Source organism: Sinorhizobium terangae (genome assembly GCF_029714365.1).
Classification (GTDB): Bacteria; Pseudomonadota; Alphaproteobacteria; order Rhizobiales; family Rhizobiaceae; genus Sinorhizobium; species Sinorhizobium terangae.
Window position 1 is genome coordinate 1,101,432 of sequence record NZ_CP121660.1, and the last position, 18,809, is coordinate 1,120,240.

General features: G+C 62.1%; 17 protein-coding genes and 1 pseudogene. 14 read left to right on the forward strand and 4 right to left on the reverse strand.

The features are described from left to right. Nucleotides 1-97 precede the first annotated feature (97 nt). The 7 genes and pseudogenes from QA637_RS23805 (at nt 98) to QA637_RS23830 (ending at nt 7,027) form a co-directional block, all read left to right on the forward strand. The gene (locus tag QA637_RS23805; RefSeq protein ID WP_283065088.1) at nt 98-358 is read left to right on the forward strand and encodes an ATP-binding protein; all 261 of its coding nucleotides are present in this window, start codon (nt 98-100) and stop codon (nt 356-358) included. Beyond that, entirely contained in the window at nt 355-981 is a 627-nt protein-coding gene (locus tag QA637_RS23810; protein ID WP_283065090.1) for a response regulator transcription factor, read from the forward strand. Before QA637_RS23805 ends, QA637_RS23810 begins: the two co-directional genes overlap by 4 nt. A 14-nt stretch (nt 982-995) precedes the next feature. Next, nucleotides 996-1,373: a response regulator transcription factor gene (locus QA637_RS23815; RefSeq protein ID WP_283065091.1), complete on the forward strand. Its 378-nt coding sequence runs from the start codon at nt 996-998 to the stop codon at nt 1,371-1,373. A 383-nt stretch (nt 1,374-1,756) separates the two neighbouring features. Further along, a pseudogene (locus QA637_RS23820) lies at nt 1,757-3,289 on the forward strand (MASE1 domain-containing protein); the annotation flags it as partial. A 3-nt stretch (nt 3,290-3,292) separates the two neighbouring features. Then, nucleotides 3,293-3,838 carry a sensor histidine kinase gene (locus QA637_RS31050; protein ID WP_412766026.1) on the forward strand — a complete coding sequence of 182 codons (546 nt, stop codon included), beginning with the start codon at nt 3,293-3,295 and terminating at the stop codon, nt 3,836-3,838. Nucleotides 3,839-4,211: 373 nt separating this feature from the next. Then, the gene (locus tag QA637_RS23825; protein ID WP_184108904.1) at nt 4,212-5,246 is read left to right on the forward strand and encodes an HlyD family secretion protein; all 1,035 of its coding nucleotides are present in this window, start codon (nt 4,212-4,214) and stop codon (nt 5,244-5,246) included. After that, nucleotides 5,243-7,027 carry an MFS transporter gene (locus tag QA637_RS23830; protein WP_153437641.1) on the forward strand — a complete coding sequence of 595 codons (1,785 nt, stop codon included), beginning with the start codon at nt 5,243-5,245 and terminating at the stop codon, nt 7,025-7,027. Before QA637_RS23825 ends, QA637_RS23830 begins: the two co-directional genes overlap by 4 nt. Here the strand turns inward: QA637_RS23830 and QA637_RS23835 are convergent. Next, complete coding sequence (locus QA637_RS23835; protein ID WP_184108905.1) at nt 6,920-8,374, reverse strand: GntP family permease; 1,455 nt, start codon at nt 8,372-8,374, stop codon at nt 6,920-6,922. The genes QA637_RS23830 and QA637_RS23835 overlap by 108 nt on opposite strands. A 3-nt stretch (nt 8,375-8,377) precedes the next feature. Beyond that, on the reverse strand, nt 8,378-9,418 hold the full coding sequence (locus QA637_RS23840; RefSeq protein WP_153437639.1) for a patatin-like phospholipase family protein: 1,041 nt from the start codon (nt 9,416-9,418) through the stop codon (nt 8,378-8,380). Nucleotides 9,419-9,696: 278 nt separating this feature from the next. Here QA637_RS23840 and QA637_RS23845 point away from each other — a divergent pair, with 278 nt between their 5' ends. From QA637_RS23845 to QA637_RS23875, 7 genes are all read left to right on the forward strand, one after another. Beyond that, nucleotides 9,697-10,173, forward strand: a complete 477-nt coding sequence (locus QA637_RS23845) for a MarR family winged helix-turn-helix transcriptional regulator (RefSeq protein WP_234886805.1) — start codon at nt 9,697-9,699, stop codon at nt 10,171-10,173. A gap of 111 nt (nt 10,174-10,284) precedes the next feature. After that, entirely contained in the window at nt 10,285-11,286 is a 1,002-nt protein-coding gene (locus QA637_RS23850) for a nitrilase-related carbon-nitrogen hydrolase (protein WP_283065097.1), read from the forward strand. A gap of 40 nt (nt 11,287-11,326) precedes the next feature. Next, nucleotides 11,327-12,268, forward strand: coding sequence for an NmrA family NAD(P)-binding protein (locus QA637_RS23855; protein ID WP_153437636.1), 942 nt, complete (start codon nt 11,327-11,329; stop codon nt 12,266-12,268). A 161-nt stretch (nt 12,269-12,429) separates the two neighbouring features. Further along, the gene (locus QA637_RS23860; RefSeq protein WP_283065100.1) at nt 12,430-12,831 is read left to right on the forward strand and encodes a cupin domain-containing protein; all 402 of its coding nucleotides are present in this window, start codon (nt 12,430-12,432) and stop codon (nt 12,829-12,831) included. Between the two features lie 52 nt (nt 12,832-12,883). Then, the gene (locus tag QA637_RS23865) at nt 12,884-14,188 is read left to right on the forward strand and encodes an epoxide hydrolase family protein (protein WP_283065101.1); all 1,305 of its coding nucleotides are present in this window, start codon (nt 12,884-12,886) and stop codon (nt 14,186-14,188) included. Nucleotides 14,189-14,332: 144 nt separating this feature from the next. Further along, nucleotides 14,333-15,070: a response regulator gene (locus QA637_RS23870; protein ID WP_153437632.1), complete on the forward strand. Its 738-nt coding sequence runs from the start codon at nt 14,333-14,335 to the stop codon at nt 15,068-15,070. Further along, a complete protein-coding gene (locus tag QA637_RS23875) occupies nt 15,067-16,392 on the forward strand; it encodes an ATP-binding protein (protein ID WP_153437630.1) in 1,326 nt (441 codons plus the stop codon). Before QA637_RS23870 ends, QA637_RS23875 begins: the two co-directional genes overlap by 4 nt. A gap of 143 nt (nt 16,393-16,535) precedes the next feature. Here the strand turns inward: QA637_RS23875 and QA637_RS23880 are convergent, their stop codons facing one another. Both QA637_RS23880 and QA637_RS23885 read right to left on the reverse strand, forming a co-directional pair. Further along, entirely contained in the window at nt 16,536-17,171 is a 636-nt protein-coding gene (locus QA637_RS23880) for a VOC family protein (RefSeq protein WP_153437628.1), read from the reverse strand. Between the two features lie 55 nt (nt 17,172-17,226). Next, the gene (locus tag QA637_RS23885; protein WP_283065103.1) at nt 17,227-18,594 is read right to left on the reverse strand and encodes an epoxide hydrolase family protein; all 1,368 of its coding nucleotides are present in this window, start codon (nt 18,592-18,594) and stop codon (nt 17,227-17,229) included. Between the last annotated feature and the right edge of the window lie 215 nt (nt 18,595-18,809).

An 18,809-nucleotide genomic window follows, 5' to 3' on the forward strand; every position in this document is an offset into this window, starting at 1 on the left:
ACCACATCGAGACTCGTATTCAGACTAAACGAAAGTTTAGGTTGTCTACTACTGGCCGCACACTCCAGGCGGCCGTCCACCAGGCGGGGAGGTGTTGATGAATCTGATCCGCGACGGTATCGAGGTGATGGACGCAGTTGTCGACGGCGCGTGCGCTCCAGATACGCTCCCGGACGCGATTCGCGCGGAGGTTCCCGACGCCGGAATCAGTTTCAAGGGCGCCGAGCGCGCCTTCGAGCCGTATTTCGCGACGAGGCAGCAAGAGATAGGCATGGGGCTCTCGATATGCCGTTCGACCATCGACTCTCATGGGGGGCGCCTCTGGATGGCCGACGACGAGGCGGGCGAGGCAGCATGAGCCGGCGCGAGGAAATGGTCTTCGTGGTGGACGACGACGCCAGGGTGCGCGAGGCGCTCGGTGAACTGCTGGAGTCGCTGGGATGGCGGGCCGTGACGTTCGCCGTCGCTGCGGATTACGTTGTCTATGCGAGGCCCGATGACCCGGCCTGCCTGATCCTCGACGTCGGGCTGCCCGGCATCAACGGCCTCGAGTTTCAGAAGCAGCTGTCCGGGGACATTCATCCCCCAATCGTCTTCCTTACGGGGCATGACATTTCAGCGTCGGAGCTTGTGATTGGGGGCGGCGTTGTCGGCATTCTGAGGAAACCGGTCGGTGAGGACGATCTGGTCGCGGCGGTTCGGGCGGCGATCGACCGGGACCGCGTTCAACGAGCGGCACGGGTGGAACTGACCGAGTTCGAACGCCGCTTGGCGGCACTTACGCCACAGGAGCGCGAGGTGCTGCCGCTTGTGGTGAGCGGGCTTCCGAACAAACAGGCGGCCACCGAGCTCGACATCGATGAGATCACGGTTGAAATGCACCGCAGCAAAATCATGCAGAAGATGCAGGCAACCTCACTTGCAGATCTGGTGCGAATTGCGGAAAAATTGCAAGTTCCAGTCATTCGTTCCAGACGTTGAGGAAATTCTTGCGTATGTCCAACTCAAAGGGCGTGGTGGCGGTCGTCGATGATGACCGGCGCGTGCTCGATTCGCTTGCGGATCTTCTTGAGTCCGCGGGGCACGCCGTACGGGCATTCTCGTCGGCCCATACCCTCTTGAACAGCGATGCGGTGCCGGAGATTGATTGTCTGATCACCGACCTCGGCATGCCCGGCATGGACGGCTTCGAACTGAAGCGCGTGATGAGCGAGATGCGCCCGGGATTGCCGGTGATCCTGATCACCGGCCGCCACGAGATCCCTGAGCCGCAGGAGGCAAAGCACAACCGGTTCTTCCGCAAGCCTTTTGACGGGCAAGCGCTGCTCGCAGCGATCGGCGAGGCCCTGGCTGGACAAGAGAACCTACCGTGAGCGGGAGCTGCCAGAGCGGAATGCGCCACCGATCTCGGCCCGCGGCAATCGAGCCAAGAGGTTAGCTCTCACACCAACGATTTCTTTGCATTAAACTCGCCATGCGGTGTACAAATGGACCGTCTCACAACAGCAAAAACTACGTCACCGGATGGTTCCCTGCGTCGGTTGACATCGGCGTGTTTCAACAGAACCGGGCTCCTCGTTGCGCGAGTGGGAGCGAGTGCTCTCACAGGTGTCCGCGCGACACTTGAATTTTCCAGGTGTGGCTCGGGCCTTGGGGGGTAAGGCGTGGGTGCGTTTTCTCCATCCCGGATATCGAGGACGAGCGCCATACGAAGCGCTGAAGTCCGGGACCTTGTTTTGTCCGGTGGGAGCAACCAATGATGAGCGTCTGGTTGCAGCGGCCTCGATTTTTGCATCTGGCACTCTTTGTGGCGGCCTATGTCTTGGGCTGCGCATTCGCAAATGTGCTCGGGATCGTACCCGGAACAAGCATTTCAATATGGACGCCGGGCGGGCTTTTCATGGCTACGCTTATGCTCGCGTCGACACCGAGCTGGCCGTGGTGGGTGCTGGCGGGCTGCGTCGGTGAACTGATCGGTCAGTTCTTGTGGTTCCATAGCCCGCTGCCTGCGTCCATCCTGATGTATGTGGGCAACGCTCTTGAAGCGATGGCCGGCGCTTGGCTCGTGACCCGGGTCTGCGGGCGCCCGGTTCGCCTGGAGAGCCTGAAGGAAGTTCTCGCATTCGTCGTATTGGGTGCTGGAATTGCGCCAGCCATTAGCGCGACCGTCGGAAGTGCGACACTTGCGTGGTTCGGCATATTGTCGCAGACCTTCACGGCGGCTTGGCCACTATGGTGGATAGGAGACGCCACCGGGGTCTTGATCGTGGCGCCGTTGGCGCTGGACGTATTCCAGAACTGGCATGGAAATTCCCGGCTCTCGGCCGCGCGATGGATCGAGGCCAGTGTCCTCGGGCTGATCTTTCTCGGTGTCGCCGCCCTTTCCTTGAGTGGTTATCTCCCCTTCGCCTATATCATCATGCCGCCTCTTCTTTGGGCGGCAGTGCGCTTTGAGCTCAGAGGCGCCGCCGTCACCTTGATCGTCCTCGCTCTGATCACTGCGGTGTTCACAATTTCCGGCGCCAGCCAATTTGCCGGCGATCCCGAGTCCCAGAGGCAGAGGCAGATCATGCTGCAGCTGTTCCTGGCCATTTCGGCACTATCGGCGCTCATCGTCGCCGCCATATCCCGGCAACACCAACTTGCGGTGCTCAGATTGCGGCAAAGCGAGCGCTCGCTGCGAGACCTCGTCGAGACCCTGCCTGCGCTTATCTGGTGTGCGGCGCCGGACGGTAGGCCCATATATTTCAGCCAGCAATTGCGTGGCTTCGTCGGTTTCGACGTCGAGGACAAGGATGTCGCCGACAGCTCACGCCTCGCCAACGTGCTGGACGCAATCATTTATCCGGACGATCTGGCCGCGGTAAAAAAGCTGTTCGCGCACTCTTTGACCACCGGCGAACCCTATGCGCAGAAGCATCGCCTACGTCGCTTCGACGGCGAGTACCGATGGGTTGAAATGCGAGCCGCCGCGATGCGCAATGGCGACGGCGCGATCGTACAATGGAATGGCGTCTGCCTCGATATTGAAGATCAGGTCCGTGCTCGGGATGACTTGCGGCTTGCCCAGGAGAACCTCGCCCGCGCCAGTCAGGCGGCGAGCCTTGCCGAACTCTCCGCGTCCATCGCGCACGAGGTCAACCAACCGCTGGCGGCCATCGTAGCAAACTCACACGCCTGCCAGCGCTGGCTCACCGCCGACCCGCCAAACATGGAGCGGGCGCAAAAGAGGATTGAGCGTATCATCCAGGATGCCAACTCGGCAGCGGACGTCGTCAGCCACATCCGTGCCTTGTTCAAGCACTCCAGAGAGACGAGGACCAGCACGACATTCGCCAGCGTCATTGCCGAAGCGCGCGATCTCATGGCCGAGGAGGCGGCGCGGCGGCGCGTTCGTATGGATGTTGATGTCGAAAGCAACCTTCCATTCGTCATGCTGGATCGCGTCCAGATCCAGCAGGTGCTGATCAACCTCATCCGCAACGGCATGGATGCGATGGATTCTTCCGCGGACGACAGGGTTTTCGGAATACGCGTGCGCCGGATCGGGGATCTCGTCCAGACCGAAATCAGTGACCGCGGCCCCGGCGTCGCGTTTCCCGACAGGATATTCGAGCCGTTCTTCACGACAAAAGAGCACGGGATGGGCATGGGGCTCGCAATTTGCCGCTCGATCGTCGAGTCCCACGGCGGTCAGTTACGGGTGGAGAATAACGAACCGCACGGAGCGAGATTTATCTTCACGCTGCCGGTCGACGCGCCGGCGGAAGCGACCGCCGTCCTTGCGGCAGGCCATCAAGGTCACGCCCTTCAATCTCCCGATCGCCAGGGGCATTAGCGCCGTGCCTGCACAGGCAATCATCAGCTCGAATTTTTCCTTGCTTCTTGGCGAGTTCGCTTCGATCGATGCAGCATGCGGTAATTCCTAGCGTTACAGGTTTGCTCGAAGAAGAGCTCGGTAGCGGCTTGAAGAAGGGCTCCCCATAGACTTTCCAACCGCATTGTTTCGCTGCAACCCCAGATTTTAAACTGTTGAATCCCGGCGCAATACTTGCCAACCTTTGTATAGTCGACGGCTACCTCTTCAGCCATTACGCTTCTTGCCAACATAGGCAAAACAACGCCCGTGATCTCAACGGACGATGCAGCCTCTTGACTGGTAACAGCCATTACCGTAAATGTGATGGTAACGCACATTACCGGAGGTCGTCGTGGCGCAACTCAACAAGAAAAAGGTCGTCGGCTTGGCGCTGTGCCTCGGGGCGGTGGTCGTCGTGGCGGCCGGCTGGGCCTGGGCCCGTTCCAGCGGCGCAACGTCGACCGATAACGCTTATGTCCGCGGGGATGTCACCTCGCTCGCCCCAAAGATCGCGGGCTATGTCACGGCGGTAGAGGTCAAGGACAATCAGGCGGTCCGCACGGGTGACGTTCTGTTCCGCATCGACGATCGCGACTATCGCGCGCGCCTTGCGCAGACAGAAGCCAACGTCGCAGCCGCCGAGGCGCACCTCACCAATGTCGATGCGGAGACTGAGCTCCAGCATGCCATGATCAGGCAGGCCGAGGCTCAGCGGCGTTCCGCCGTTGCGGAGCTGGACCTGGCGACCAAGGCCTATGACCGCCGCCGCGAACTCATCCGCAGCAACACCATCAGTCAGGCCCATGTCGATGAAAGCGACGCGGCGCGAACGAGAGCCGAGGCGAGCGTGTCGGCTGCCGCCGCAACGCTGGAGGCGCAGCAGCAGCGCATCGCCGTCCTTGCCGCCCAGCGCGAGGCGGCCGTCGCTGCGGTGGCCCAGGCACGGGCCGCGCGCGATCTCGCTGAGATCGATTTCGAGAGCACCGTGGTCCGCGCACCCGTCGGCGGCGTCATCGGCAACCGTCAGGTCCGCATCGGCCGGTTTGTTACGCCCGGCGTCCCACTACTCGATATCGTTCCGGTCAACGATGTGTGGATCGTGGCCAATTTCAAGGAGACCCAGGTCGAACATATCCAGGCCGGTCAGCGCGTCCGCATCACCATCGACGGCTATCCGAGCGGAGCGCTTGAAGGCGTGGTCGACAGCTTTGCACCCGGCAGCGGGTCAGCCTTCAGCTTGCTCCCGGCCGACAATGCAACAGGCAACTTCGTTCGCGTCGTCCAGCGTGTTCCCGTGAAGATCCGGTTTGCCAGCAATCCGATGCCCGGCCGCCTCGTGCCCGGCCTGTCCGCGCGCGTCGCGGTCGACACGGGAAGCGCGCCATGACCTCGGCCATCGCAGTTGCACCGGCCCGCGGAAGATCTGAGGCAGGAGCCCTTCTGATCGCGGGCATCGTGCTGGCCACGCTGACCGAGGCGATCGCGAGCACGGTCCTGTCGCTCGGACGCGGCGACATCATCGGTGACACATATGCCACTCCCGACGAGTTCGCATGGCTGGATGTCGGCTATACCGCTCTGAAGCTCATCGGTTTCATGGCAGTCCCCTGGTTGGTGAGCCGCATCAATCCGTTGAGCCTGATTATCGCCTCGACGCTCGCCATGGGTATGGCGTGCGGCGTTGCCGCCTTTACGACGCAGCTGGACCTGCTGATTGCACTGCGCATGATTCAAGGCTTCTCCGGCGCCACCCTGCTCGTCGGCGGCCAGGCGATCATTTTTCTCGCCTATCCGCAATCCCGGCAGCCCATTCTTCAGGCGCTGTTTGCGATGGGGTCCGTTGTCGCGCCGGCGACGATCGCCCCCGCTCTTCAGGGGTGGTTGCTCGATAGCCAATCCTGGACATGGATCTTCTTCAGCGTCGTTCCGGTCGCGCTGGCGGCTGCCGGGCTCCTGATGGTCGCGGATAGCCCGACGCCTGTCAGGACCGCACACCGCCGCCCGTTTGACTGGATCGGTTTCTCGCTGATTTCCATCACGCTGTTCTGTTTCACCTATGTCCTCAGCCAAGGCAGCCGATGGGACTGGTTCGAGGAACCGCGCATCCTGTGGCTGGCCGTGATCGGCGCGGCCGCTCTGCTGGCATTCCTCGGCCAACAGGTGTTGGCAAGGGGCCAAGGCCTGCTCGACTTAACCGTGTTCAAATCGGACGATTTTCTCTTCGCCTTCATCGTCAGTTTCGTCGCCGGCGCCGCACTGTTCGGGAGCGCGTACTTGATTCCGTCGTTTGCCGTGTCCGTCCTCGCCTTCACGCCCACCGATGCCGGGCAGTTGCTGTTGCCGAGCGGTGCACTTTTCGTCGGCGCACTCCTCTTTGCCGCCTTTCTCATGCAGGTCCGCCACGTTCCTCCGTTCGCCACCGTGCCTTTTGGCATCCTGATGATCATGGTTTCGATGTGGATGCTCTCCGGATCGACCAGCGAAAGCGGCGCGGATGACATGATGGCGGCGATCCTGCTGCGCGGGTTCGGTCTCGGCTTCCTGTTTCTCTCGATCACCCTGATCGCCTTCAGCAAGCTCGACAGCCGAAATCTCGCCTTCGGAATCGGCCTCTTCAATACGGGTCGTCAGCTTGGTGGCCTCATCGGGGTCGCCGCACTCCAGACCCTGATCGACCACAACGTCGCCGGCAATGTCGCGGTGCTCGGCGCCAGTGTCACGTCGGGGCGCTCCGCGGTCATCGAACGCCTGGCGACCACGACAGCCATGCTGAGCGCGAAAGGAATGGACGCGGCAGCCGCAGGCCGGGCAGCGACGGGCCTTCTCGGCCGGGCCGTGACAGGTCAGTCCACCGTGATCGCCTTCGACACGGCCTTCAACGCAGTCGCCCTGCTCTTTGTATTCGCCGCGCCCGTGCTGGTGGCGATCAAGATCGGCATCGCCCGGTACGAGAAAGCGCGCGCTGGGCGGCTGCCAGAAGCGCAGGATCGTAGCCAGGACCCAGCGTCAGAGGTTGAACCCGACGACTGCTCAGTCGCAACGTTCCCTCTCACGGGACTATCAAAACGAGCCGAAAATGGTCCCCAAAACGATGACCGCGATCAGCGCGAGGATCGCTCCGATAATTCCGACGACGACAATGTCGCGGTAGCTCTCTCCGTGGGTTGAGCCGCAAACGGCAAGCAGGGTAACGACTGCGCCGTTGTGGGGCAGGCTATCCAGCGTACCGGCGCCGATGACCGCGACACGGTGCAACAGCGCCGGGTCGAGACCTGTTTCCTGGGCGCGCATCAGGTAGGTGCTTCCAAGCGCGTCGAGGGCGATCGTGAGGCCGCCGGAGGCGGAGCCCGTGAGCGCCGCCAGGGTGTTCGTGGCCACCGCGATCGAAACGAGCGGTCCTCCACCGATACCGAGCACCCAGTCGCGTACGATCGCAAAGGCGGGCATCGCCGCGACAACCGCTCCAAAGCCGACCAGACTTGCGACCGCGACCGCCGGAAGGACGGACGCATTGGCACCTGCGTCCATCGTCGCGCGCAGTGTCGGCAATCGGCGGAAGTTCAACGCGACGACGGTCGCAACTGCGGCGGCCAGCGCCGTCACGACAGCCCATACACCGCTGACGGCGGAGCGGGAGGTCCCGCCCCAGCGCTCGTCCGCAAGAAACCTGAGATCAAGCGCCGGCAGGATCAACAGCGTCATGCCGAGATTGACAAGAACGACCACGGCGAGCGGCAGTATCGCGACCAGGATTGACGGCGCAGCTTCGGCGTGTTGGCCATGTGCGATCTCGGCCGGGTCGAATTCCCTGCCGACCGTGGCGCGTTCGCGCAGCCGGTCGTCGGAAGCGAGACGTTCTGGTGTGGCGGGTGCGCCCTCCCCGAACCCTTCGCCGGACCTGCGTGCGACCGCCGCTGCGCGACGAAGCCACCACATGCCGAAGCAAAGCATGATAACGGAAGCGACGATGCCGAGACCTGGCGCCGCAAAAGGTGTCGTACCGAAAAAGGGCATCGGGATGGCATTCTGTATCGATGGCGTTCCCGGAAATGCTGACATGGTGAAAGTCGACGTTCCAAGCACGATCGCCGCAGGCATCAGCCGCCGCGGAATGCCGGTCGACCGGAACAGCTCCTGCGCCATCGGCCCGAGGACGAAGAAGGCGACAAAGAGGCTGACACCGCCATAGGTGATCAGCGCACCGGCGACGACGACAGCGAGGATGGCGTGGTCCTTTCCCAGCCGCCGCATCATGAAATCGGCGATGGCGGTAATGGAACCGCTGTCCTCCATCAGCTTGCCGAAGAGTGCGCCAAGAAGGAACAGCGGAAAGAATTGAGCGAAGAAACCTGCCGCGCTGTTCATGAACGTCAGCGTCCAGTGCGCCAGCGCCGGTTCGCGGGCAAAGAGCGCGGTAACGAAGGCGCCAACCGGCGCCAGCAGCAGCACGCTCCAGCCCCGGAAGGCGAATGAGATCAAGAGCCCGAGCCCGATCAGAATGCCGAGAAGCCCCACGGGTCAGATCCCTTCCAGCAAGATATCGAGATCGAGCGACGAACGGTGGCCGAGATCGTCGCCATGGGCGTCCAGGAAGGCCTCGGCGGAGCTTCGACCCTCGTTGTGCAGCATGGTCAGAAACTCCCATTCCGCATTGAGCTTCGAGGAGTAGCCGAGGTCGGTCATGGTGTCGCTTGCGACCCGGTGGATCCGCATCGACGCCCAGCGTGCGCCCTCGTCATCCTTCACCTGCGCCACCTTCCGAAGCAGGGCGATCATCTTCAGTTCCTTTAAAAGGACTGCGTTGAAGGAGACTTCGTTGATGCGATTGAGGATCTCGCGCGCAGAACGGGGTGTGCCCGGCCTTTCAACCGGGTTGATCTGCACGAGGATGGTGTCCTGCGATGTGCATTCGCGAACCAGCGGCGTGATCGTCGGGTTGCCGGCGTAGCCGCCGTCCCAATAAGCTTCACCATCGATCTCGACAGCTTGAAAGAGCGCCGGTAGGCATGCGGAAGCAAGCAGCACGTCCGGCGTCAGCTCGCCGTTGCGGAACACGCGCCCGCGGCCGGTGCGGACATTCGTTGCCGTCACAAACAGCTTGGTCTGACTGGTCGACAGCCGCTCGAAATCGACGGTTTCCGCAAGTATGGCGCGGAGCGGGTTGGCGCCGGTAGGGTTGAGATTGTAAGGCGAGAACACCCGCGCCATCATGTCCATCGCCACGAAAACCGGCGAGTGGTCGAGCGTCCAGCGGCCGAGCAGGACATCGAGGGGGCCGCGTTGGAATGGACTGAAGCGCGCCGCCTCCGATACCCTGCGCCAGAATGCCCCCAGGGCCTCGCGAGCGCCTTCGGCACCGTTGAGGGCATAGCCGTGCGCCATGACGGCCGCGTTCATCGCTCCGGCTGAGGTGCCGGAAATCCCCTCGATCACCAGCCATGGCTCTTCCAGAAGGCGATCGAGCACGCCCCAGGTAAAGGCACCGTGGGCGCCGCCGCCCTGAAGGGCAAGGTCGACGCGGAGTGGGGCCCGTTGCGTTACCTTCGCATTTGCCGGCATCAGCCTTGCCTGTTTTCAGATTGTGCGGCGCACAAACAGTATCGCAGAATTGTGCACTCGTCATCCTCTCACCGTATTGGTGCAGGGGCGAACGAAACTATCTTCAGCGGCGCCAGGCCGACCCCCCGCTTCAGGTTGGTCGTCTCAACTGCAGACTGCGCAAATCCCGCCTGTGCGGCGGGACGGCAAGCCGCTGGTCGCGTCCTGCGTCGAAGCAGGCGTTGACAGAACGTTGCATATGCATCATTCTGTGTTGCATATGCACTATCGAGTGCCCCATGATGACGAGCAGCAACACCCCGACCGCCGAGGCAGGCGTTATAGGCGAGGTCACCCGCCATTGCGTGATGACCCGCACGCGTCGGATATCGCGCGTCGTAACCGGCATTTACGACCAGGCACTTCGGCCGCACGGCGTCAATGCCTCGCAGTTTTCGCTGCTGGTGCTGATCGCGAAGCTGGGCGGAGCAAGCCGCGCCGAAATCGGGCGGGCCAACTACCAGGATCGCTCAACGCTCACGCGCAATCTGGCGCCGCTTCTGTCGGAAGGCTGGGTCGAGGAGATCCCTTCCGAAGCGGGCGGCCGGAGCCGTCCGGTCTTCATATCGGAAGCGGGCAAGGAACTGTTGGTTATCGCGGCGCCCGCTTGGCGATCGGCGCAGGCGAAGGCAAGGGAATTGCTCGGCGAGGAAGGTATCACCGCCATCGTCAGCGTGGCTGACAGCCTTCCTCCCGACGAACCCGCAAGTCTTTAACGCAAACCCGACGAACAACGCTGCATGTTCCTCCAGGAACTGCTCTCATTTCCAATGTTGCATATACAGCATAAGGCGTGAACTCGAAACTCAACCTGAAAGGATAATCGCTTGAGCACCATCGTCAGAGCCGCCGCCGTGCAGATCAGCCCCGTATTGTACAGCCGAGAGGGTACGGTCGCCAAAGTCGTGAAGAAGATTCGTGAGCTGGGCAAACAGGGCGTCCGGTTCGCTACCTTTCCCGAGACCCTCGTCCCTTACTATCCCTACTTCTCCTTTGTACAGTCGGCGATCGAGATGATGCAGGGAAAGGAACATCAGCGCCTCCTCGAACAGTCGGTCACGGTCCCGTCCGACGAAACGCGGGCGATCGGCGAGGCTGCGAAAGCGGCGAACATGGTGGTCTCGATCGGCGTCAATGAGCGCGATGGAGGCACGATCTACAATACGCAGCTTCTCTTCGACGCGGACGGCACGCTGATCCAGCGCCGCCGCAAGCTCACGCCCACCTATCACGAACGCCTCGTATGGGGCCAGGGCGACGGCTCGGGCCTCGTCGCCGTCGACAGCGCCGTCGGCCGCATCGGGCAACTCGCCTGCTGGGAGCACTTCATGCCGCTGGCGCGCTACGCCCTCATCGCCGATGGCGAGCAGATCCATTCGGCGATGTATCCTGGATCGGCTTACGGTCAGCCGTTCACGGACAAGATGCAGGTCAGCATCCGCCAGCATGCGCTCGAATCGGCCTGCTTCGTGGTCAACGCCACCGCGTGGCTCTATGCCGACCAGCAAGCCCAGATCATGAAGGATACCGGCTGTTCCATCGGGCCGATCTCCGGCGGTTGCTTTACCGCCATCGTCAATCCGGAGGGCCAGATCATCGGCGAGCCGATCACGGAGGGCGAAGGCGAAGTGATCGCCGATCTCAACTTTGCCCTGATCGACCAACGCAAGAAGCTCATGGATGCGGCTGGCCACTACAGCCGCCCCGAAACGCTGAGCCTGCTGATCGACCGGACTCCGGCGCCGCATGTTCACGAGCGAACCGCCCCGTCCAGGATCGACTTTCTGCGGGCCGCCGCCGATGAGCGCAAGACCATCGAGATTGTCTGAGCAAACCGCTCCAACAAATTGTAATCGAAAGGAATTCAATATGACCGCCACATCCGTGAATGAGAGGCCGATCCTTGTCACCGGAGCCGCCGGCGATCTCGGCGCCATCGGCCGCAACGTCACCGAAATGCTGCTCGCCAAGGGCAAAAGGGTGCGCGCGCTGGTCCGCAAGGAAGACGAGCGTGCCGAGGGTCTAAGGCGGCTCGGCGCCGAAGTCGTGCAGGGGGACCTGACCGATCTTCAATCGATGCACCGCGCGATCGAGGGTGTTTCCCGCATCTATTTCGGCATGTCGGTTTCGCCGGCCTATCTGGAAGCCACCGTCAACACGGCCGCCGTGGCGCGGCACCATGGTGTCGAGGCATTCGTGAACATGTCGCAGATGACGGTGACACAGATGAGCATCACCGAAACCACAGACAGCCCGCAGCACAAGCTCCACTGGCTTGCGGAGCAGGCATTGGCGTGGTCGGGGCTTCCGGTCGTGACCGTGCGGCCGACGGTGTTCCTCGAGGGCTTCTTCCTGCGGCTGGCCGCCGCCGGCGTTAGGGAGCGCGACGAACTGGCGCTGCCGCTCGGCGACAGCAAGACTTCGCCGGTCTCGGCTGTCGACGTGGCGCGCGCAGTGTCGGTCATCCTTGACGAGCCGGCGCCCCATATCGGCAAGGTCTATAATCTGACAGGTTACGAGTCGGCGGATCTGGAGCACTATGCGCGCGTGTTCTCCGAGGCGTTGGGCCGCAAGATAACGTATCGCAACATGCCGCTTGCCGGCTGGATCGAGGCTCTGCGCGGCTTCGGCGTGTCGGATCACCTCGCCAGCCACCTTTCCGTAATGTCGAAGCTTCACGCGGATGGGCGCTACGACCGTATGACGGACGACTTGTTCAAACTCACCGGCAGGACGCCGACGAGGGTGCATGACTTCGTCAAGCTCCATGCCGCTGAATTCACGCAACGTGAAGCATCGGCCTGGGGGTAAGACCGATGCCGGCCGGGGCTCGCCCGGCCCGCCGACGGCGCGCCTGGATACATGGGCTTACAAATATCCCGCGCGTCCGACACATCGCCAATACACGCCTGCACTGAAATCGACGCCGGCCTCGGATGAAGGCTCGATCATAGGAGTGAAAGGATGACCTTATGAAACCCACTCGGATCACGGCAGCCGCATTGTTGATCGTTGGCGGCGGATGGACGCTGAACGTTGCTGAGGCACAGCAGCCGGGAATTCACCGCACCGATATCCTCAACGACGATCTTGGCACCCCCGGACGTGAGGTCGTCCAAGTGCGTGTCGACATCGAATCGGGCGCGGCCTCGATCAAGCATTCCCATCCGGGCGAAGAGGTCGCCTATGTCCTCGAAGGCTCGCTTGAGTATCAACTCGAGGGCAAGGCCCCAGTGACGCTTCACGCCGGCGAGGCCCTGTTCATTCCGGATGGCGTGGCCCACGTGGCGAAGAATGTCGGCAGCAGCAAGGCCTCGGAGCTCGCGACCTATATCGTCAACAAGGGCAAGCCCCTCGTCGTGCCCCTCAAGTGAGCTTTCTTGCGATGAAACGGATATTGGGTACGACCGGCAAAGGGGTGCGAACTTGAAATCGGCCAACGCTTTCACTCTCTCCCGTCGAGCCCTGCTCCTCAACGGAGCGGCTGCGGCGAGTCTTGCAGCAATATTCTCTCCCGCAATGGCGGCCGCCTCGCAGTCTTTCGCGGCCGACGACATCCGTCCTTTCCGCGTCGACGTGCCGGAAGCAGAACTCGTCGATCTTCGCCGTCGCCTTGCGGCGACGCGCTGGCCAGACCCGGAAACCGTCAGCGACCGGTCCCAGGGCGTGCAACTCGAGAAGCTTCAGGCGCTCGCGCGCTATTGGGAGACGGACTACGACTGGCGCAAGGCCGAAGCGAAGCTCAACGCCTTGCCGCAGTTCCAGACGAATATCGACGACCTGGACATTCATTTCATCCACGTTCGCTCGCATCACGCGAATGCATTGCCGCTTATCATGACCCACGGCTGGCCCGGTTCGATCTTCGAGCTGCTGAAAGTCATCGGTCCTCTGACGGATCCGACGGCGCACGGCGGGAACGCGGAAGACGCTTTCCATCTCGTGCTTCCGTCCATCCCCGGCTTCGGCTTTTCGGAGAAACCCAAGGGCACCGGCTGGAACCCGGCCCGCATCGCCCGCGCCTGGCACGCCCTCATGCAGCGCCTTGGATACAGCCGCTATGTGTCACAGGGCGGCGACTGGGGCGCCATCATTTCCGATGCCATGGGACGCCAGGCGCCTTCGGGCCTGCTCGGCATCCATGTCAACAGGATCGAGCGCTCCACCACGCTCCCGCCTGACGTTGCGAAGGCCCTGAAATATGGGGAACCCGCCCCGGCTGGGCTGACCGCCGAGGAACGAGCCTTGTTTGATGAAGCCAGGGAATTCCTCAACAAGGGTTTCGGATATGCGGCGATCATGGGCACGCGTCCGCAAACCGTCGGGTACGGCCTCGCCGACTCGCCGGTCGGATTGGCGGCATGGTTCTACGACAAGATCGCAGACTGGGTGTTCACCCGTGGCGAACCGGAGCATGCGTTGAGCCGTGACGAGATCCTCGACAACATCACGCTTTACTGGCTGACGAACACGGGACCCTCAAGCGGCCGGATCTATTGGGAGAACGCTGCCGGCAACAGTAAACTGTCCGCTATTTCGATCCCAGCGGCCGTGACAATTTTCCCGGGCGAGGTCTACCGGCCGCCGAAGAACTGGGCAGTACGGACTTATCACAATCTCATCTACTACAACCGAGTGGACAAGGGCGGGCACTTCGCCGCCTGGGAGGAGCCGGATCTATTCAGCAGAGAGCTGCGGGCCGCTTTCCATCCTTTGCGTCGGTTCTATTAGGTTAGAGCGGGATGGGAGAGGAAAACCGCGCACACTTTTCCTCATCCCGCTCTAAGCACCTCGCCATAGGCGCACTGTCGAGCGATGCTGCCACAGCATGCTGATTTTGATAAGGAATGGCTGTTGAACGGTGGAGATCGCGCGATGGAGCACATTGATCACATCCTGGTCGTCGATGACGATCGGGAAATCCGGGAGCTGGTATCGGCTTACCTGAAGAAGAACGGCCTGCGCGTTACCGCCGTCGCCGATGGGCGCCAGATGCGCACATTCCTCGAAGGTAATACGGTCGATCTGATCGTTCTCGACGTCATGATGCCGGGAGACGACGGCCTCGTCTTGAGCCGCGAGCTGCGTGTGGGCAGACACAAGGCGACGCCCATAGTCATGCTGACCGCCCGCTCCGACGAGATGGATCGCATCATCGGACTTGAAATGGGCGCGGACGACTACCTCGCCAAGCCGTTTTCGGCGCGCGAACTGCTGGCCCGCATTAAGGCGGTCCTGCGGCGCGCGCGCATGCTGCCTCCAAATCTTCAGATCTCCGAGGCTGGGCAGCTGCTGCGTTTCGGCAGATGGAGGCTGGACACGACGGCGAGACATCTCGTTGACTCCGACGAAACGGTCATTGCACTCAGCGGAGCCGAATACCGCCTTCTGCGGGTTTTCATCGATCACCCGCAACGCGTCCTCAATCGCGATCAGCTGCTCAATCTCACGCAGGGCCGCGATGCCGAACTCTTCGACCGCTCCATCGATCTCCTTGTCAGCCGGGTTCGCCAGCGTCTCGGCGACGATGCCCGGGAACCGGCCTACATCAAGACCGTGCGCAGCGAGGGCTATGTCTTTTCAATGCCGGTCGAAATCGTGGAACCCCGCTGATGGCGCCCTCCGTTCTCAACGGAATTCGCCTGTGGCCGCGCACACTCAGAGCGCGGCTGTTCGTCATTCTGCTTGCCGGCCTGGGGATCGCCCACGCCATGTCGTTTGCGGTGCTGTTTTCCGAACGCTACATCGCCGCCAGGTCGGTGATGTTCAATACGCTCGAAAATGACGTCGCGACATCGATCGCCATCCTTGACCGGCTCCCGGCCGCCGAGCGTGCCGCCTGGCTCGATCAACTTGCCCGCGGCTCCTACCGGTTCGTTCTGGGGCAAGGCATCCCCGGCAATCCCGTGCTTGGGGCTGATGACGTCGAGGTCGCCTCCAGGATCCAGACCGCGATCGGCGCGAAATACCCAATCGAGGTTGAAGCGATCCCGGGCGGGGCCCGCCATTTTCAGGCCCATCTTCGTTTGAGCGACGGCGAACCGCTGACGATCGATGTCACGCCAAGGGGCGTCATGCCAGTGGCTGACTGGCTGCCCTACGTACTCGTTGCGCAGCTTGCCCTCCTGGTGCTGTGCAGCTGGCTCGCGATGCGCCAAGCCGTCCGTCCCCTCGCCAACCTCGCGAGAGCCGTCGACACGCTTGACCCGAACAGCAACACGCCGCGGCTCAGCGAGATTGGACCAAGGGAAGTCGCCTATGCGGCAACGGCCTTCAATGCGATGCGTGATCGCATCGCACAGTATCTGGAGGAGCGCGTGCAGATCCTCGCGGCGATTTCACATGATCTCCAGACGCCGATTACGCGCATGAAGCTCCGCGCGGAAATGGCCGAAGAATCCGTCGACAGGGACAAGCTCATTCAGGATCTCGATGAAGTCGAACGTCTCGTGAAGGAAGGAGTCGCCTATGCGCGCAGCGCCCATGGCAACGACGAACAGGCATCGCGCATCGACCTCCCCTCGTTCATCGAGAGCCTGGCCTATGATTATCAAGATACCGGCAAGGCCGTCACAGTCGGAGAATTGAGCAGCGGGGCCATCCTGATCCGGCCGCACGCCTTGAAGCGAATCCTCACCAATCTGATCGACAACGCGCTGAAGTTCGGCGGCAGCGCGGAAATCGAGGTGCAGCGTCGCGCCGATGACACCGTGATCATAAAGGTTCTCGATCGAGGCCCTGGCATTCCGGAAAGTCAGCTGGAAGCGGTCATGGAACCCTTCTACCGCCTGGAGCAGTCGCGCAACCGCGACACCGGTGGGACGGGCCTCGGCCTTGCCATCGCCCAGCAGCTTGCCACCGTCATCGGCGCTTCATTGACGTTGCGCAACCGCGAAGGTGGCGGCCTTGCGGCAGAAATAGCCCTCCGCCAGTAGCGCAATTCCAGGAAGGATGCATAGCGGAGTTCCGTCCTGAATTGTGTATTCTCAACTGGTTAGATATTTCACTTCACCTAAAGTGTTAACTGCCGCTTTCCACGGCAGCAGGGCGGGCTCGGCCGCCCTGCTCCCGCATTCGTTCATGCGGCGGTCGCCGCTCCGGTCTGCTCGCGCACCATGTACTCGGCGTACCAGGTGGGCCAGTCCTCGTCCCGGTGGCCGAGTTGCTTCTCGTATTCGCCGTGTGCCGTCTCCGCACGCCGGAAGGCGCTCGCGAGGTCCGCCGCCGAGGCGAATGTCGTGGCGCTCGCATCGACGCGTCCGGGCAAGCGCTCGGTCACCTCCTGGATGAGCCAGCCGTTGCCGTCCGGATCGCTGAACGTGGCATAGGAGCGGTAGCTGCCCCGCTCGGGGTGCCGTCCGCTCACGGGCGGCTGTCCGGGGCCGGCGCGATGAAAAACTTCGCTCACCTCTGCGCCGCGGCCGACGAGTTCAGCGCGCGCCGCCTCAATATCCGACACGACCAGGTACATCCCGCTTGCCGAGCCGGGCGCGGCCGAGGTGATCCCCTTCCCGAAGTGGATCGAGCTCGGCGAACCCGGCGGGGTGAACTGCACCACGCGGAACGCGTCACCGACGGCAAAGTCGGCGTCGAGCCTCCAGCCGAGGCCGCCGTAAAAATTCTTGGCACGATCGACGTCGGAAACGGGGATGACGACGACCTCGAGCTTCAGGTCGACCGTTGGCGCTCCCCCGGTGCTGGTTTCGGTTGTCATGGCTTTCTCCTTAGGTTTTAGAAGGGCGGCGCGCCATGGGCGCGCCTCTTGTTTGTCAAATCGACTGCCGCAAGGATCTGAATGCGGCTCTGAGTTCCTGCGTGAAGACCTCCGGCTGTTCCCAGGCGGCGAAGTGTCCGCCTTTTTCCAGCCGATTGTAATGAATGAGCTTGGGAAACGCCTTCTCTGCCCAGGAGCGCGGTGCCTGATAGAGTTCGTCCGGAAATGCGCTCACGGCAACCGGTATTGTAATGCCCTTCGGGGCAAAGAACGCGAGCTTATTTTCCCAGTAGAGGCGTGCCGAAGACACTCCCGTGTTGGTCAGCCAGTAGAGGGTTATGTTGTCGAGCACGTCGTCTCGCGTCAGGCCCTCGCGCTCACCGTCGAAGACGCGGGCGATGAGGTCATAGCTGCGTGCATCGTGGTCAAGCATCCAGCCTGCCAGCCCGATCGGCGAGTCGTCGATCCCGTATAGCGTCTGCGGGCGCTTGCTCATCTCCAGGGCATAGGAGAGGCCGTTCTTGTAGAAGAAGTCGAGCTGCTCATAGGCCCGAAGCTCGTCGGGAGAGAGGCCGGACGGCGGCGGGCCGCCGACATCAAGCGCCTTCTGGATTTCTTTCGGTACTGCGCCCGGCATGTTGGTGTGAATGCCGATGAGCTCCGGCGGCGCCTGAACGGCCATCTGCTCGGTGACCGCGTCACCCCAGTCGCCGCCCTGCGCGACGTATCTGGTGTAGCCCAGGCGCTTCATCAGCACCGTCCAGGCACGAGCGATCCGGACCGGATCCCAGCCGAGTTCGTCAGGCTTGCCCGAAAATCCATGGCCGGGCAGCGACGGTATGACGACGTCGAAAGCATCCGCCTCGGTCCCTCCATGGGCCGTGGGGTTCGTCAGGGGATCGATGATCTTCATCTGTTCGACAATCGAGCCGGGCCACCCATGCGTGACGATCACCGGCAAAGCGTTCTTGTGCTTCGAGCGTACGTGAATGAAGTGAATGTCGACCCCGTCGATGTTGGTTACGAACTGCGAAAGGGCATTGAGTTTCTTCTCGAACTTGCGCCAGTCATAGTCCGTCGACCAATACTTTGCGAGCTTCTCCATGGTGTCGAGCTGCACGCCCTGGGTGGCATCCCAGACCAGCTCCCGCCCCGGCCACTTGGTTGCCACGATGCGCCGCTTGAGGTCGGCAAGGGCCTCGTCAGTTGCACGGAACTGGAAGGGACGGATGGATTCGTCGAAGGCCGGTTTGGTTTCAGCCGCACCGACCACCGAAGGCTGCCCAACGGTTGTAGCACTGCCGGAAGCGGCAGAAATCGTTCCGGCGTAGGCGGCGGCCGTGGGAAGAAAGACCCCGATGGCTCCGACCAAAACGGAGGCCGCAACACGACGCTTATCAAGCAACGAATAGAGTCTGGACATGTCATTCTCCTATTCTGTGACGTCGACGAACCGCCGCCGATTTGATGTGAAACGCAAATGCTGATGACGGCGATACTTTCGATCTTCGAGTAAAACACGGGTTCATTCAGTTCTTTTCGAGTGCCAATACTAGGGCAAAGCATTCATGTCTCAAATGTCGTATATACGGCTTTTTCGGCCATGCTGGCACGCATCTTCTCGGCCCTCGATGCGTG

Bases quoted from the DNA above. Each gene is read 5' to 3' on its own strand.
- QA637_RS23805 (WP_283065088.1), top strand. From the start codon at position 98: ATGAATCTGATCCGCGACGGTATCGAGGTGATGGACGCAGTTGTCGAC.
- QA637_RS23810 (WP_283065090.1), top strand. From the start codon at position 355: ATGAGCCGGCGCGAGGAAATGGTCTTCGTGGTGGACGACGACGCCAGG.
- QA637_RS23815 (WP_283065091.1), top strand. From the start codon at position 996: ATGTCCAACTCAAAGGGCGTGGTGGCGGTCGTCGATGATGACCGGCGC.
- QA637_RS23830 (WP_153437641.1), top strand. From the start codon at position 5,243: ATGACCTCGGCCATCGCAGTTGCACCGGCCCGCGGAAGATCTGAGGCA.
- QA637_RS23840 (WP_153437639.1), bottom strand. From the start codon at position 9,418: ATGCCGGCAAATGCGAAGGTAACGCAACGGGCCCCACTCCGCGTCGAC.
- QA637_RS23845 (WP_234886805.1), top strand. From the start codon at position 9,697: ATGATGACGAGCAGCAACACCCCGACCGCCGAGGCAGGCGTTATAGGC.
- QA637_RS23855 (WP_153437636.1), top strand. From the start codon at position 11,327: ATGACCGCCACATCCGTGAATGAGAGGCCGATCCTTGTCACCGGAGCC.
- QA637_RS23860 (WP_283065100.1), top strand. From the start codon at position 12,430: ATGAAACCCACTCGGATCACGGCAGCCGCATTGTTGATCGTTGGCGGC.
- QA637_RS23870 (WP_153437632.1), top strand. From the start codon at position 14,333: ATGGAGCACATTGATCACATCCTGGTCGTCGATGACGATCGGGAAATC.
- QA637_RS23880 (WP_153437628.1), bottom strand. From the start codon at position 17,171: ATGACAACCGAAACCAGCACCGGGGGAGCGCCAACGGTCGACCTGAAG.
- QA637_RS23885 (WP_283065103.1), bottom strand. From the start codon at position 18,594: ATGTCCAGACTCTATTCGTTGCTTGATAAGCGTCGTGTTGCGGCCTCC.